General features: G+C 60.3%; 16 protein-coding genes and 1 pseudogene. 8 read left to right on the forward strand and 9 right to left on the reverse strand.

Translation table 11 applies throughout. From position 1 onward, the window contains the following. Nucleotides 1-13: 13 nt before the first annotated feature. Entirely contained in the window at nucleotides 14-1,276 is a 1,263-nt protein-coding gene (locus LU684_RS15515) for a gallate dioxygenase (protein WP_016487724.1), read from the forward strand. A gap of 43 nt (nucleotides 1,277-1,319) precedes the next feature. On the opposite strand, the gene LU684_RS15520 is transcribed toward LU684_RS15515, so the two are convergent. Next, complete coding sequence (locus LU684_RS15520) at nucleotides 1,320-2,513, reverse strand: LysR family transcriptional regulator (RefSeq protein WP_060517240.1); 1,194 nt, start codon at nucleotides 2,511-2,513, stop codon at nucleotides 1,320-1,322. Between the two features lie 118 nt (nucleotides 2,514-2,631). Here LU684_RS15520 and galB point away from each other — a divergent pair, with 118 nt between their 5' ends. Genes galB through LU684_RS15535 form a run of 3 tightly spaced genes read left to right on the forward strand, consistent with a single transcriptional unit; the run spans nucleotide 2,632 to nucleotide 5,209 of the window. Further along, nucleotides 2,632-3,408 (forward strand): 4-oxalmesaconate hydratase, encoded by a 777-nt coding sequence (gene galB / locus LU684_RS15525; protein WP_134792813.1) that lies wholly within the window; start codon nucleotides 2,632-2,634, stop codon nucleotides 3,406-3,408. After that, nucleotides 3,405-4,121, forward strand: coding sequence for a 4-carboxy-4-hydroxy-2-oxoadipate aldolase/oxaloacetate decarboxylase (locus tag LU684_RS15530; protein WP_016487727.1), 717 nt, complete (start codon nucleotides 3,405-3,407; stop codon nucleotides 4,119-4,121). Before galB ends, LU684_RS15530 begins: the two co-directional genes overlap by 4 nt. 2 nt (nucleotides 4,122-4,123) lie before the next feature. Then, entirely contained in the window at nucleotides 4,124-5,209 is a 1,086-nt protein-coding gene (locus LU684_RS15535; RefSeq protein ID WP_191086740.1) for a 4-oxalomesaconate tautomerase, read from the forward strand. A 23-nt stretch (nucleotides 5,210-5,232) separates the two neighbouring features. Here the strand turns inward: LU684_RS15535 and LU684_RS15540 are convergent, their stop codons facing one another. Genes LU684_RS15540 through LU684_RS15550 form a run of 3 tightly spaced genes read right to left on the reverse strand, consistent with a single transcriptional unit; the run spans nucleotide 5,233 to nucleotide 6,685 of the window. Next, nucleotides 5,233-5,691, reverse strand: a complete 459-nt coding sequence (locus LU684_RS15540) for a DUF3429 domain-containing protein (RefSeq protein ID WP_197889132.1) — start codon at nucleotides 5,689-5,691, stop codon at nucleotides 5,233-5,235. Between the two features lie 35 nt (nucleotides 5,692-5,726). Next, a complete protein-coding gene (gene folE / locus LU684_RS15545; RefSeq protein WP_016487730.1) occupies nucleotides 5,727-6,287 on the reverse strand; it encodes a GTP cyclohydrolase I FolE in 561 nt (186 codons plus the stop codon). Further along, on the reverse strand, nucleotides 6,272-6,685 hold the full coding sequence (locus LU684_RS15550; protein ID WP_197889144.1) for a thiol-disulfide oxidoreductase DCC family protein: 414 nt from the start codon (nucleotides 6,683-6,685) through the stop codon (nucleotides 6,272-6,274). The genes folE and LU684_RS15550 overlap by 16 nt, the downstream gene beginning before the upstream one ends. A 206-nt stretch (nucleotides 6,686-6,891) precedes the next feature. Here LU684_RS15550 and LU684_RS15555 point away from each other — a divergent pair, with 206 nt between their 5' ends. Next, entirely contained in the window at nucleotides 6,892-8,055 is a 1,164-nt protein-coding gene (locus tag LU684_RS15555) for an AAA family ATPase (protein ID WP_232894809.1), read from the forward strand. A 151-nt stretch (nucleotides 8,056-8,206) separates the two neighbouring features. Here the strand turns inward: LU684_RS15555 and LU684_RS15560 are convergent, their stop codons facing one another. Next, on the reverse strand, nucleotides 8,207-8,923 hold the full coding sequence (locus tag LU684_RS15560) for a hypothetical protein (RefSeq protein WP_232894810.1): 717 nt from the start codon (nucleotides 8,921-8,923) through the stop codon (nucleotides 8,207-8,209). 214 nt (nucleotides 8,924-9,137) lie between these two features. Between LU684_RS15560 and LU684_RS15565 the strand changes: the two genes are divergently transcribed. From LU684_RS15565 to LU684_RS15575, 3 genes are all read left to right on the forward strand, one after another. Next, entirely contained in the window at nucleotides 9,138-9,317 is a 180-nt protein-coding gene (locus LU684_RS15565; protein ID WP_016487733.1) for a hypothetical protein, read from the forward strand. Nucleotides 9,318-9,801: 484 nt separating this feature from the next. After that, a complete protein-coding gene (locus LU684_RS15570; protein WP_059396186.1) occupies nucleotides 9,802-10,044 on the forward strand; it encodes a hypothetical protein in 243 nt (80 codons plus the stop codon). A 162-nt stretch (nucleotides 10,045-10,206) separates the two neighbouring features. Then, nucleotides 10,207-10,470: a DUF3077 domain-containing protein gene (locus LU684_RS15575; protein WP_196174556.1), complete on the forward strand. Its 264-nt coding sequence runs from the start codon at nucleotides 10,207-10,209 to the stop codon at nucleotides 10,468-10,470. Between the two features lie 60 nt (nucleotides 10,471-10,530). On the opposite strand, the gene LU684_RS15580 is transcribed toward LU684_RS15575, so the two are convergent. From LU684_RS15580 to LU684_RS15595, 4 genes and pseudogenes are all read right to left on the reverse strand, one after another. Further along, a complete protein-coding gene (locus LU684_RS15580; RefSeq protein WP_080641064.1) occupies nucleotides 10,531-11,085 on the reverse strand; it encodes a GNAT family N-acetyltransferase in 555 nt (184 codons plus the stop codon). Nucleotides 11,086-11,183: 98 nt separating this feature from the next. Then, entirely contained in the window at nucleotides 11,184-11,990 is an 807-nt protein-coding gene (locus tag LU684_RS15585) for an HNH endonuclease (protein WP_016487736.1), read from the reverse strand. Between the two features lie 343 nt (nucleotides 11,991-12,333). After that, entirely contained in the window at nucleotides 12,334-13,050 is a 717-nt protein-coding gene (locus LU684_RS15590) for an SDR family NAD(P)-dependent oxidoreductase (protein WP_016487737.1), read from the reverse strand. A gap of 45 nt (nucleotides 13,051-13,095) precedes the next feature. Further along, a pseudogene (locus LU684_RS15595) lies at nucleotides 13,096-13,544 on the reverse strand (DUF2165 family protein). Nucleotides 13,545-13,726: the final 182 nt, after the last annotated feature.

Here is a 13,726-nt window from a genome sequence, read left to right on the forward strand (position 1 = left end):
AGAGGACCTTCACATGGCTCGTATCATTGGTGGCCTGGCCGTCTCCCATACCCCAACCATCGGCTTCGCAGTCGACCACGACAAACAGGAAGAAGCCGCCTGGGCGCCGATCTTCGAAAGCTTCGAGCCGATTCGCACGTGGTTGCAGCAGCGCCAGCCGGACGTACTCTTCTACATCTTCAACGACCACGTCACCTCGTTCTTCTTTGATCATTACAGTGCCTTCACTCTGGGTGTAGACGAGCAATACGGCGTGGCCGATGAAGGGGGCAACCCACGGGACCTGCCGCCAGTAGGCGGCCATGCGGCGCTATCACGGCACATCGGCCAGAGCCTGATGGCTGATGAGTTCGACATGAGCTTTTTCCGCGACAAGCCGCTGGACCACGGCTTCTTCTCGCCCATGTCGGCGCTACTGCCCTGTGATGAAAGCTGGCCCGTACAGATCGTGCCGCTGCAGGTCGGCGTACTCCAACTGCCGATACCCACGGCGCGGCGCTGCTACAAACTGGGCCAGGCGCTGCGCCGCGCCATCGAGAGCTACCCCGAGGACCTCAAGGTGGCGATCGTCGCCACCGGCGGGGTGTCGCACCAGGTGCATGGCGAGCGTTGCGGCTTCAACAACCCGGAGTGGGACGCGCAGTTCCTTGACCTGCTGGTAAATGACCCGCAGCGCCTTACCGAGATGACGCTGGCCGAGTACGCCACGCTCGGGGGCATGGAAGGCGCCGAGGTGATCACCTGGCTGATCATGCGCGGCGCGTTGTCTGCCAATGTTGAGCGCAAGCACCAAAGCTACTACCTGCCGTCGATGACCGGCATCGCCACCCTGCTGCTGGAAAACCGCGACCAGGCGCTGCCGGCGCCGGTCAACGAACGCCACCGCCAGCACATGCAGCATCAGCTGGCTGGGGCGCAGCAGCTTGAAGGCACCTATCCCTACACCCTGGAGCGCAGTGCCAAAGGCTACCGCCTGAACAAGTTCTTGCATCGCATGATCGAGCCGCACTGGCGCCAGCGCTTCCTCAGCGAGCCCGAAGCGCTGTACAGCGAGGCAGGCCTTAGCGAAGAAGAAAGCGACTTGCTGCGCCGCCGCGACTGGCGTGGGCTGATCCACTACGGGGTGATCTTCTTCGTGCTGGAGAAGCTGGGCGCCGTGCTGGGTGTGTCCAACCTGGATATTTACGCCGCCATGCGCGGGCAGAGCATCGAAGACTTCATGAAAACCCGTAACCAGCAGGTTCGCTACTCGGTGGCCGGCAAAGCGCCCAACTGACCGATGCAGCCCGCTGAGCCTGCTACAAGGCACCCTCCTGGGCTTACGCCTGCTCAGTGATGACCTGGCGGATACAAGCCATTAGCGCAACCGCCGCCGGCGATTGCAGGCAGCCGCTGCGCTGAATCAGGCCGATGGCGCGGGCGGTACCGGGCAGGGCCAGCGGCAGGCGTTGCAGTTCGCCGCTGGCAATCTCGTAGGCCAGCTGGTGCGCAGACACCGCCGCCAGCATGTCCGAACGCACCAACAGGCCACGGATAACCGCCAGATCAGCGCTTTCCACCACCGGCCACGGCGCTGCCAGGCCGGCGGCGGCAAAGCAGTTGTCCAGCAGCTGGCGCGCAGGCGAGCCGGCCCGCGGCAACACCCAGCGCGCCTGGTGCACGCCCTGGAGCGTCAGGTGGGTGTGCAACAGCGGGTGCCCCCGACGCGCCAGCAGCACCATTTCCTCGTTGATGAGCGGCTCGCCCACCAGGTCGCTGGCATAGTCGTAAGGCCGCAAGGCGCCCAGCACAAAATCCACATCCCCTACCCGCAGCTCGGTTGCCAGCAGGTCGAACGGGCTTTCGTTGGTCACCACCCGAACCTGGGGATGCTGGGCAGTGAAGCGTAAAATGGCATCCGGCAGAATGCGCGAGCGGCCCAATGGTAACGCGCCCACGTGCACCACCCCACGCAGGGTGCCTTGCATCGCGCTGAGGTCACTGTCCAACAGGCGCAACTCGTTCAGCGCCCGGCGTATGGGGAACAGAATGTCCCGGCTGGCCACAGTGGGCTGCAGGCCGCGCGACGTACGCACGAACAAGGGCTGCCCGCACCCGCCTTCGAGCACCTTCAAAGCAGCACTGACGGCCGGCTGGCTAAGGCCGAAGTGCCGCGCCACGGTTTGCATGTGCCGTGTTTCACACAGTTTCACGAACACCTGCAGGCGCCGCGCCTGAAACAGGTAGAGGGGCTCGCCCTGCGCGGTGCCCAGCAAACTCGGCACGCCGTCCAGTTCCGCCAACACCCGCTGTGCACGCGGCAGCAGGCACTCGCCGTAGTCGGTCAGGCGCATGCCATTGGCATGGCGCTCGAACAGGGGCACGGCAAAGCGCGCCTCCAACTCGGCAATGGCGCGGGTGACCACGGACTGAGCACGGAACAACACCTCCGTCGCCCGCGACACGCTGCCCAGCTCGGCTACCCGGATGAACGCGCGTACTTGCATCAGGTTGGGCAGTTCGACGTCGATCATGAAGGTTCCCCGGCGCTCGGCTCGTGACTGCGGCGACTATGCCTCTACCCCGCTTGCCCGGCAATAAATAAAACGCATAGCCGTTGCAAATGAATGCATTAGTGCCCTGCACAGGCCAATGACATCCTGCGCCAACCCCCACTGCAGGAGCCAACAAGCAATGAATACCCCACAAAAATCCGCCCTGGTGGTCAGCGCACATTCGGCCGACTTTGTCTGGCGTGCCGGTGGCGCCATTGCGCTGCACGCCGAGCAAGGCTATGCCATGCACGTGGTTTGCCTGTCTTTCGGTGAGCGTGGTGAGTCTGCCAAGCTGTGGCGCAAGGGTGAAATGACCGAAGCCAAGGTCAAGGACGCCCGCCGTGAAGAGGCCATGGCGGCGGCCGAAATCCTCGGTGCCAGCGTGGAGTTCTTTGACATCGGCGACTACCCGATGCGCGCCGACAAGGACACCCTGTTCCGCCTGGCCGATGTGTATCGCCGGGTCCAACCGGAGTTCGTGCTCAGCCACTCCCTTAAAGACCCCTACAACTACGACCACCCGCTGGCCATGCACCTGGCCCAGGAAGCCCGCATTATCGCGCAGGCTGAAGGCTACAAGCCGGGCGAGAAGATCGTGGGCGCACCGCCGGTGTACGCCTTTGAGCCGCACCAGCCCGAACAGTGTGAATGGCGCCCGGACACCTTCCTGGACATCACCTCGGTGTGGGACAAAAAGTATGCCGCCATCCAGTGCATGGCCGGCCAGGAACACCTCTGGGAGTACTACACCCGCGTGGCCCTGCAGCGCGGCGTGCAGGCCAAGCGCAACGTGGGCATCGCCAGTGCACGCAACATCGTCTACGCCGAAGGCCTGCAGAGCGTGTTCCCGCGTGTGACGGAGAACCTGGCATGAGCGGGCTGATCGGCAAGACCGGCATCGTGGTGCGTAATATCCCGCGCGTTGAGCCACACATGATTGATGCCCTGGGCCGGCTGGGTGTCGCCACGGTGCATGAGGCCCAAGGTCGCAAGGGGCTGCTCAACACTGCCGTGCGCCCCATCCAGCAGGGTGTGACCGTGGCCGGCAGCGCGGTAACCGTGCTGGTGGCCCCTGGCGACAACTGGATGTTCCATGTTGCCGTGGAGCAGTGCCGCCCGGGCGACGTGCTGGTGGTGGCGCCCAGTTCGCCGTGCAGCGATGGCTATTTCGGCGACCTGCTGGCGACCTCGCTCCAGGCCCGCGGCGTGCGCGGCCTGGTGATCGATGCGGGCGTGCGCGACAGCCAGACACTGCGCGACATGGGCTTTGCCGTGTGGTCCCGCGCCATCAACGCCCAGGGCACCGTGAAGGAAGTGCTGGGCTCGGTGAACCTGCCACTGCTGTGTGCCGGGCAGCTGGTAAAGGCCGGTGACATCGTGGTGGCCGATGACGACGGTGTCGTGGTGGTGCGCCATGGCGAAGCCCAGGCGGTACTCGATGCCGCCACCCAGCGCGCCGACCTGGAAGAACGCAAACGCCAGCGCCTGGCCGCCGGCGAGCTTGGCCTGGATATTTATGAGATGCGACCGCGCCTGGCGGCGAAGGGTTTGCATTATGTCGACCACCTCACAGACCTGGAAGGCTGAACATGGGCCAGACCCGCATCCCCTGCCTGCTGATGCGCGGCGGCACCTCCAAGGGCGCCTATTTTCTGTATGACGACCTGCCCGCCCCTGGCCCGCTGCGTGACCGGGTGCTGCTGGCGGTGATGGGCTCGCCCGATGCCCGGCAGATTGACGGCATCGGCGGCGCCGACTCGCTCACCAGCAAAGTCGCCATCATCCGCGCCTCGCAGCGCGATGACGCCGACGTCGACTACCTGTTCGCTCAGGTGGTGGTGGACGAGGCACGGGTGGACTATGGGCAGAACTGCGGCAACATCCTGGCCGGCGTAGGGCCGTTCGCCCTCGAGCGCGGCCTGGTGACCGCCAGCGGCGCGAGCACACCGGTGCGCATCTTCATGGAAAACACCGGGCAGATCGCCATCGCCCAGGTGCCGACCACCGATGGCCAAGTGGAGTACGCCGGCGATACCCACATTGATGGGGTGCCGGGCCGGGCGGCGGCGCTGGTGGTGACGTTTGCCGACGTGGCCGGCGCCAGCTGCGGAGCCCTGCTGCCCACCGGCAACAGCCGCGACCGTGTCGATGGCCTGGAAGTCACCTGCATCGACAACGGCATGCCGGTAGTGCTGCTGCGTGCCGAAGACCTTGGCGTGACGGGCTACGAGCCTTGCGAAACGCTGGAGGCCGACAGCGCCCTGAAAACACGCCTGGAGGCTATCCGCCTGCACCTGGGCCCACGCATGAACCTGGGTGATGTGAGCCAGCGTAATGTGCCGAAAATGTGCCTGCTGTCGGCACCGCGCAACGGCGGCACGGTCAATACGCGCTCGTTCATCCCGCACCGTTGCCATGCGTCCATCGGGGTGTTTGGTGCGGTAAGTGTCGCTACGGCCTGCTTGATTGAAGGGTCGGTTGCACAGGGCCTTGCCCGCACGCCAGGCGGTGATCGTCAGCGTTTGGCGGTGGAGCATCCGAGTGGGGAATTTACGGTGGAAATCAGCCTGGAACATGGCGTGATCAAAGGGTGCGGGTTGGTGAGAACGGCGCGTTTGTTATTTGACGGGGTTGTGTGCATCGGGACAGATATTTGGGGTGGGCCGGAGAAGTGACTCATCAAGGGTGGCTTGGGGTTTCAAAAATGAAGGGATACCGCAAGTCCACTGATCAGCAAACAGAGGCTCGCTACAGCAGTGAGCTGCACGCGCATCGGCAGATACCACCCAGGCACCGCTTGCGCCAGTTTGTGGTCCTGCCAAAGATGGCCGATAAAACCAAAGGTCAACACCAGGCACCCCAATGGCACAGGCAGCAACGTGCCAACCCAACCGATCAGGGCCGGTATGACACTCCACACCAGTCGCTCTTGACGCTGCTTCGCGGGCAACCCCTGCAACGTCATGGCGAACCCCCAGTGCAGGGCACCGACGAAGCTCAATATCACCGCGCCATAGCCCACCAGCATCATCGAGAAAAACGCTCGATATTCAGCCCCAAAAAAGATGAGCAACGTCAAACCAATAAACGGCAGCAGACCGCCGTACCCCAGGACAGCGAAGCGGCTTGGAGATAAAGCAGTAGCATCGGTATTCATCTGGGCGCCCCTTCGCAGCGGTTCAGGACCGGGTGTCAATTGTGTCGTCCAATGAGGTTAAGGAATTCGTGCCGCGTCGACGGGGCGTCGCGAAATTCACCTAACATCACGGATGTCATCATCACCGAGTTCTGCTTCTCTACACCGCGCATCATCATGCACATATGCTTGGCTTCGATCACGACCGCTACCCCTGCGGCATCTGTGACCTCCTGCACGGCATACGCAATTTGCCGCGTGAGGTTTTCCTGTATCTGTAAACGACGGGCGAACATGTCCACCACGCGTGCAACCTTGGAAAGCCCTAACACGCGCCCTGTTGGCAGGTACGCGACATGCGCCTTGCCAATGAATGGCAACAGGTGGTGTTCGCACAAGGAGTAGAGTTCGATGTCCCGCACCACAATCATTTCATCGTTTTCACTCTCGAACAAAGCACCGTTCACGACCTCGTGAAGATTCTGCGCATACCCGTTGCACAGGTACTGCATCGCTTTGGCCGCACGCTGGGGTGTGTCCAGGAGCCCTTCGCGCTGGGGGTTTTCACCAATACCGACCAGGATTTCATGATAGTGCTCGGCTAACGAATGTGACATTTGGACTCCTCACCGCTACAGCGGTGCCCGCCAGCGGGATGTGGTAGCCAGGCCAAGTGTGGCCTCAAACGGCAGAACAGTCTGTAAAGCACCGAAAACAGGGGACGTAGCGGACGCCAGGCCAGTGGCGCGACCCACATCCCCACATCGGCAGCACGCCAACTCCACAAGGTGGCGTCCAAGCCTGTAACCCAGTGCCCGCTCGCGAACCTTCCATGCAGGCACGACCTCAGTTGCTCAACCGTCAAGCCCAATGCTGCCGTATCGAAATCGTCATCACTGATGTCCACCAGGATGAGCTTTGCCCCGGTCGATTGCCTGCGCAGAAAGGCTATCTCCCGAGCGCACAATGGGCAGGCGCCGTCAAAGTACAGCGTGAAGGGCCACTTGCAAGACATGTACAACCTCTCATGCTTGTACAGTTTTTTGTACAAGTTAGCCGAAACCAGGAATTTCGCAATGGCCGTGACAACTTTCGGTGACGGCAGCCAAGCGGAACGGCTTTTGATGGGTGCATGCCCCTCCCCCGCAGCCGTGTTGAGCGGTAGTAAGCCAGGTGCAGTTCGGCCACAATCGCTCACTCAGTCAAGCTGGGACGCACCGCATGCTCACCACCCTCGCCATCGGCAACTACCGCTCGATCAACCACCTGGTGTTGCCGTTAGGCCAACTCAACCTGGTGACCGGTGCCAACGGCAGCGGCAAATCCAACCTGTACAAAGCCCTGCGCCTGCTGGCCGAAACCGCCCAGGGCGGCGTGATCGAAGCCCTGGCCCGTGAAGGCGGGCTGGATTCGACCTGGTGGGCTGGCCCGGAAACCAGCGCACGGATGAGGCGCGGCGAAGTGCCCATCCAAGGCCAGCACCCGAGCGAAGCCAGGCGCCTGCGCCTGGGCTTTGCCACCGAGCATTTCGGTTTTGCCATCTCCCTCGGCCTGCCGATTCCCCTGCCGTATCCAACCGCGTTCATGCTCGACCCTGAGATAAAGTGCGAGGCCATCTGGGGCGCTGGCGCCTACCGGCCCGCTTCATTGCTGGTCGAGCGCAAGAACGCCCTGGTGCGCGCCCGCGAGGGCCGCAGCTGGGCGGTGCTCGATCAGCATGCCGACAGCGGCGAAAGCTTTTTCAACATCGTCGGCCGGCCCCGCCAGGCGCCAGAGATTGGTGAGCTGCGCGCGTTCATCAACAGCTGGCGGTTCTACGACCACTTTCGCATCGACCGCGACGCGCCTTGCCGACAGCCACAGCTGGGTACCCGGTCGCCAGTGTTGCATCACGACGGCCGCAACCTCGCTTCGGCGCTGCAGACCATTATCGAGATAGGTGATGTCGAAGACCTGGTAGCGGCGCTGGACGACGCGTTTCCCGGCAGCCGCCTGGCGATCGATGCACCGCCGGGCGGGCTGTTCAGCGTGCGGCTACACCAGCATGGGCTGCTGCGCCCGTTAGGGGGTGCTGAATTGTCGGATGGCACCTTGAGGTACCTGTTGCTAATGGCGGCGCTGCTGACACCACGCCCGCCGTCACTGATGGTGCTGAACGAACCGGAAACCAGCCTGCATGCCGACCTGCTCCCTGCGCTGGCCCGCCTGATCATCCGCGCTTCGCAACGTAGCCAGGTGTGGGTGGTGTCGCACAGCAAGCCGCTGATCGACGCATTGACCGCGTGCGACGGGTGCAATGTGCTGGAGCTTGAGAAGCACCACGGGCAAACGCAGTTGCGAGGGGGCGGTTTGCTGGACGAGCCCCTGTGGCGGTGGGTTGACTGACCACGGCTGACCAAGCCTCAAGCCCCAAAAGCAAGCCATGCACCGCACCTGTAGGAGCTGGCTTGCCTGCGATGGGCCGCAAAGCGGCCCCATTGGCCATAGCTGGCCGACCTCAGGCCCGGCCCCACCCCGGCCCATTTCGGAAATACCCTTAAGGCCTCATCAGCGGCTCAATCCCAATCCATTTCTTCACCGGGTGATAGCAGAGCTTCAGCGGCGGAATCTGCACCTTACGGCCCTGCACATCCAGTGCCCCCAGATGGATCGTCCATTTGGAGTCCGCATCGAACTTGTCCGTCTGGAAAATCACATACGCCGAGCCATAGCGCTTGTTGTTGGTCATCCTGGGAATCATCCGATGCACTTCATCGCTGTTGATGTCGTACGGCGATCGCCGGGCGGTCTTCTCATTTACCAACGGAAAGTCGTAGGTCTCGTTGACGCCCACGTACACCTGGGGCCGTGCATTCAGCCGCGAACCGTCTTCAAAGGTAATGTAAGCCTGACGGCTGTCGTACAGCACCGGTATCGGCGGCTCGCCACGCTTGGAACCAGTCGACGGGCGCTGACGGTCTTTGTTGTAGGCGACCATTTGCACATAAAATTCCTGCCGCGAGTACTTCTCGCCCGGGTACTGCACGTACAGGGCTTGCTTGTAGGGCTTTTCGCCCCATAGGGCGGCGTGGTCGTAGAGGTAGGTTTCCAGGTAAAGCGTGGTCTCACCCTGCGGCCCTGGCACCTTGAACTGGAACTGGGATTCGCAGAGGTCCGCGTAGGCGGCACGCTCGCGTTTCCAAGGGACGCAAGCGGTTAACGAAGCCACTGCCAGCAGTAGGATGAGAGAGGTGGTCCGTTTCAGGTTATTCATGACCTGCCCTGGTCGAGATGAGAGTGGATCAGTTTCGAGCGCCGAACGGCGGAAGTCCATGCTGCCCCTTTGCTATTATCGCGCTACAGACAGCAGACCTTGCAGCCGCTGGGGATGTGACCACAAAGCCGGTAGCGGATTTGCTAAGATCGCGGCATTTCCGCTGGGTGACTGCATCCTCACCCAAGCCATTTGCAGCCTGCTGGAAGACCCGATGAACAAACTGATCCTGCCTTTCGCCATCTTCGTTAGCGTCCTACTCACTGGAAAAATCGCCGAGCATTACGGCCTGGAGGGCAGCTGGAAAATCGGCCTGCTGTGCCTCGTGGCAGCTGCCGTCCAGATCGCTGTTACCCGTTTTCAGCGCTACCAGCGGCACAAAGCCCAGCTGTAAAGGGCGCAAGGCCCCGCTAACGTCGCTGGCTGATCACATTCTGGGGACTTTTCTTTCACCCCATTTTCACAGTGGCTTGGGCAGTATCAAGCTATCCCTACGTGATAGTACTTAGCCCGCCTCGGCGGGCTTTCTTTTGCCCGCCTGTTTCCTGTCGACGTCTTGAGGAACGGCAGCGGGTCGAAAAATCAGAAATAACCCCTTCCTTGTAGGCCATTTCCCAAAGATACTCCTCGCGCCTGTTTTTCGTTGCACATGGAAATAGTCAGCCCTAGTCTCGACCTGTCGCTGCCAATTCAGCGACCGGTTTTGACAGACCGCTGACGTTGTCCTCATGTGCTCGCTTTCATGGCGGCTGTACGTGTGGGCACCTTCTGGTGCGCCGAGTGCCAACGTCTCGGTCTGTCAACCCGCGTACAGCTGCCACCATCTTGTTTGACAGCGAGGTTGAGGTAGCTCCACTTTCCGACGTTGGAGTTTCACCATGCTCAAGATCGTTCCAGATCCACCCCACAAGACTCTCTGCCTCGAAGATACCCTCATCGAAGCCTCGGACTACGCGCTTTGCGCTGCGACTGTCGTGCATCAGGCAATGCTGCTACAGCCCAAGTCGCCAGCATCGATTTTGATGATGACCTCGATGCATGAACTGGAGACGCTGCGGGCTTTACTGGAGTCCGCAATAGTCCAAGTGCAGATGCCCACTGAGCCTGGGACTTCGCACTGAAGCCTAATTGATGTGTTGCCCAGGCACCCAAACGCCTGCAAGCCGAGCCTCCACATGGATCTGAGCCATGTCGCAGATCGTGAAGCCTATGCAGCACTTGTAGGAGCTGGCTTGCCGGCGAGAGGCCAACCCAGGCACTAGAGATTTCGGGGAGATTGACCAATGTCCACAGATGAAACCAAATTCACCGTCGGCAAAACCACCTTCTATCAGGGTGAAAACCAGACCCATCCCCTGTTTCGCATTGAAGCCGGTATCCCTTGCCAGAGCGCGCGGGAACAAGCATCAGAGCTGATGGGCTACGCAAGGGATATGACCTTGGATGGCTTGATGGAAGACAAGCCACAGCTGATTTGGGCCTCCCACTACCTTTGCGCTTTGGCCAAAGCGCTGATGGATGATGCGGAGCTGGGGATGATGCGCTGAATGACTCATCATTGACTGGGTGCCTTCAAGACCTATGGGACTTCCGGTTTTGAAGGCGACTCAACGACCTAGCCCCTGCCCCTTTCTTGCTAGACGTGATCCAAGATTCAGCTCCATCGATTGCGACATCAAAGCCGAACCTTCACGCAAAGGCTCCGGTGCACCGGCTGCATGAAATCCGCTCGCTTTGTACAAGTGCATCGCCGGGCTATCTGCAATCGTCACACCAAGACGGACACATGCCGCACCGCGATCTTCAGCCCATGTGATAGCCCTCTCAAGCAAGGCACTCCCGGCTCCGAGCCCACGTGCATCAGGCGCAACCCACATCTGGAAAATCTCGACAACGCTTGACTCAACGTCGGATGCCTTGCACCACACCAAGCCACACGCCTCATTATTCCAATGAGCGAAGAAAGCTTGAGCAGTGCTGGAGCTAGCGACGGCTGATACGCGGGCTCGCCAATCATCGTCGGCCCGGACTGATTCGCGCTCGTGAGTACTCGCGAACGCCTCATGAGAGTCACGTAGGGCCCGCAGACGTAGATCCCGATAAGATCGCCAATCAGATGCTGCTACAGGGCGAACAAAGAGCATACCACCTCCATTGTGCATTGCTTCAGCGAGAGCTATTGCCGTGTCAGAAGATACTCATATTATTGGATTGAACGCTGTAGCTAGGCTATATCCCGGGTACGCTTGGATGTGTATGCCTACTGAGGTTCGATGACCCATCGTCCGCGTAACATGCCTTTCAGCTCATCGACACTGAGGGTCATGTCGCGCTTGCGGTGGACTACCGCATGACAGTTGGCACATAACGTTACGAGGTCTGTCTCAGGATTCACAGCCTGTTCTCCACCAAATTTCGAGATAGGTACTACGTGATGAACGTGAATGAAGCCCTTTGCATATTCGCCGTAAGCCTGCTCGAAATCAAAACCGCATGCTTTGCAGTCAAGCCCGTGAATAGCGATGGCCTTAATCCTAAGATCTTTCCGGCGTTCGTATCGGGTTCCAAAGTAGCTTGTCTTGCTGCCTTCATTAGACGATTCAAATGTAATCGGATCGTCTTCTGACTGCGGTAGAGCAGTATCCAACCGCGGATCTAAAAGCTTCGCGTGGCTTAAGATAGCGTCGTAATCAGACTGAGAAATGAGCCGAACCCCGTCACGCCAGTAGTTACTCGCGCGGCTGCCGGGGATAGTCTCCATGTACGCGCCGTCGATTTTGGCGGGAACAGCGCTTTCAAATGGAGTGAAATTTTCAATCAAAGCAAAAAGATCACCCTTATTACTACTGCTATCTGCGTAGACCTTGCCTATACGTGCCTTGCCAAAATAGTGCGGATTGGCACTCAGACGGACCGAGGCAAAGGCTTTATCTTTGATACGCCCTTTGTAGTAAACAACCTCGGTTCCCTGAGCGAGCAAGGTTTGGTAACGCTTGGGGAAGTGATAGACAGCGCCTGTCTGGTCTTCCCACTGTGATGTATCGTTTTCAACGATGACGACGGGCATTCCATTTTCCTCTCGACTGACGGCAGAAGCCTATCAAAAAAGAGGGATTTTCCTACAGCGCAGTGGAAAAAGGACACCATTCCGGCGTGATCACAGTCGCCCTAACCGCTCAAGCGAACTCTCTGCAGGGGTGGTTTTGCGTAGCTCTCGATTCAAAAGAAGACGAAACGGCACGGCTACAGGCCGTTTCGCTCAAACCTGTCCCCAGGGGAAATCGCGTTTCTGGTTGAGTTTATGAATTCCATTTCTTTCCTGCGCGCTTCGAGCCTGAAGAGGCATGACACCGGGCGAGTACCGACGGCAGCACAGCCACCAAACTTGAGGGCTGATGGCAGCTTTGGCGTCAGAAGCGCTCATCGCCGATAGCCGGCAAGATCAGCTCCCGTACGAACGAAGCCCCGGACAAGCGCAACAGCGCGTCGACCATGGTGACCACATCATGCACCGGTACCTGGCGCCGCTCGCCACGTGCTGCGGCTTGCGCCAATGGCGTGTTCAGGGAGTCGTCGGTATTCAGATAACCCAGGTGAAGCACGGTCACCGCCAGGTTGTCATCCCTGAAACCTTCGCGCAGTGCATCAGCCATGCCGTTGAGGGCGAACTTTGAGGCGCCGAACGCTACCTCCGGGCGCCCACTCTGACGAAGAGCTGAGGTCGAACCGGTGAGGATCAACTGCGGCCGGAGCGCACCAAGCAACTTGGGCACTAGCCGCTTGAGCAGAAGCAGCGTGGCCGTGATATTCACCTCGACCAGCCTGGTGATCGATTCGTCGCTGTCGTCAAGGAATGCATAGTGATCGCTGAAGGCGTGTTCTTCCCAGATGCCAACGTTGTAGATCAGGACATCCAGATCGGCAGGAGTCCGATCCGCGATCTGTGCCACAGCCGCCGTTGGCTTGGCAAGGTCGGCATCGATCCAGTGCAGATCGATGCCCGGGGCAAGGGCCAAGTCTGACGGCTGTTTGCGTGATACGCCGATCAGCGTGTCCCCTGGCTTGCCGAGCCCTTCGAGCAAAGCCCGGCCCAACCCTCTGCCGGCGCCTACGATCATCATCTTCATCTGTTGCTCCTTTTAGCTGAAATGCTCCAAGGTTCACTGGGCCGTTCAACTCCACCGCACATTCAGTACGACTGAGTGCAGCAGGATCCAGACCATCATCAGCAGATGGGTCAGTTGCAACACTTCCTGGCGCATCCAGTACCCGAACCATATCCCGCCCAGCAGCATCGCAAGCAGGAACCTGAGCGTTGCGCTCGAGGCCAAGTTCAACCAGGGCCGCGCCACCTCCAAGCCGCGAGAACGGCGGCTGCCTGTGTCAGCACTATGATCGACAAGGCCAAGCGATGGATGGCGTGAGGGGTCATCGCTCGCACCAGCAGAGGGAGGCTGATTCCGGGAGGTTGGGCCAGCGGCGCCATCGACATGGTCTCCCCGATCGCCCCGGCTGAGCTGGCAAAGGCCTGCAGGTTGTTGATCAGGCTTATACTCAGCCACAGGCTAAAGCCAATGCAGCAGGTGATCTGAAAAATCAGCAGTGACGTCGGAGTGTCCATTGCTGGTCCTTTGTGAGTTCGTTTCCGAAAGCAGCGAGAGCATCCGGACGCCACTCTAAAACCCCGACTTAACTTGAGGTCAATACCGGTTTTCCAATAAGGCTGGGCGGCCTCAGGTTCCAAGTGCAACAGTCAGTTGATAATGTTGAGCCGATTGGTTGCCAGCAGTTGCAGATGATCCG

The organism is Pseudomonas sp. NMI542_15 (genome assembly GCF_021283425.1).
Lineage (GTDB): Bacteria > Pseudomonadota > Gammaproteobacteria > Pseudomonadales > Pseudomonadaceae > Aquipseudomonas > Aquipseudomonas fortuita.

Bases quoted from the DNA above. Each gene is read 5' to 3' on its own strand.
- LU684_RS15515 (WP_016487724.1), top strand. From the start codon at position 14: ATGGCTCGTATCATTGGTGGCCTGGCCGTCTCCCATACCCCAACCATC.
- LU684_RS15520 (WP_060517240.1), bottom strand. From the start codon at position 2,513: ATGATCGACGTCGAACTGCCCAACCTGATGCAAGTACGCGCGTTCATC.
- galB (WP_134792813.1), top strand. From the start codon at position 2,632: ATGACATCCTGCGCCAACCCCCACTGCAGGAGCCAACAAGCAATGAAT.
- LU684_RS15530 (WP_016487727.1), top strand. From the start codon at position 3,405: ATGAGCGGGCTGATCGGCAAGACCGGCATCGTGGTGCGTAATATCCCG.
- LU684_RS15535 (WP_191086740.1), top strand. From the start codon at position 4,124: ATGGGCCAGACCCGCATCCCCTGCCTGCTGATGCGCGGCGGCACCTCC.
- LU684_RS15540 (WP_197889132.1), bottom strand. From the start codon at position 5,691: ATGAATACCGATGCTACTGCTTTATCTCCAAGCCGCTTCGCTGTCCTG.
- folE (WP_016487730.1), bottom strand. From the start codon at position 6,287: ATGTCACATTCGTTAGCCGAGCACTATCATGAAATCCTGGTCGGTATT.
- LU684_RS15550 (WP_197889144.1), bottom strand. From the start codon at position 6,685: ATGTCTTGCAAGTGGCCCTTCACGCTGTACTTTGACGGCGCCTGCCCA.
- LU684_RS15555 (WP_232894809.1), top strand. From the start codon at position 6,892: ATGCTCACCACCCTCGCCATCGGCAACTACCGCTCGATCAACCACCTG.
- LU684_RS15560 (WP_232894810.1), bottom strand. From the start codon at position 8,923: ATGAATAACCTGAAACGGACCACCTCTCTCATCCTACTGCTGGCAGTG.
- LU684_RS15565 (WP_016487733.1), top strand. From the start codon at position 9,138: ATGAACAAACTGATCCTGCCTTTCGCCATCTTCGTTAGCGTCCTACTC.
- LU684_RS15570 (WP_059396186.1), top strand. From the start codon at position 9,802: ATGCTCAAGATCGTTCCAGATCCACCCCACAAGACTCTCTGCCTCGAA.
- LU684_RS15575 (WP_196174556.1), top strand. From the start codon at position 10,207: ATGTCCACAGATGAAACCAAATTCACCGTCGGCAAAACCACCTTCTAT.
- LU684_RS15580 (WP_080641064.1), bottom strand. From the start codon at position 11,085: ATGCACAATGGAGGTGGTATGCTCTTTGTTCGCCCTGTAGCAGCATCT.
- LU684_RS15585 (WP_016487736.1), bottom strand. From the start codon at position 11,990: ATGCCCGTCGTCATCGTTGAAAACGATACATCACAGTGGGAAGACCAG.
- LU684_RS15590 (WP_016487737.1), bottom strand. From the start codon at position 13,050: ATGAAGATGATGATCGTAGGCGCCGGCAGAGGGTTGGGCCGGGCTTTG.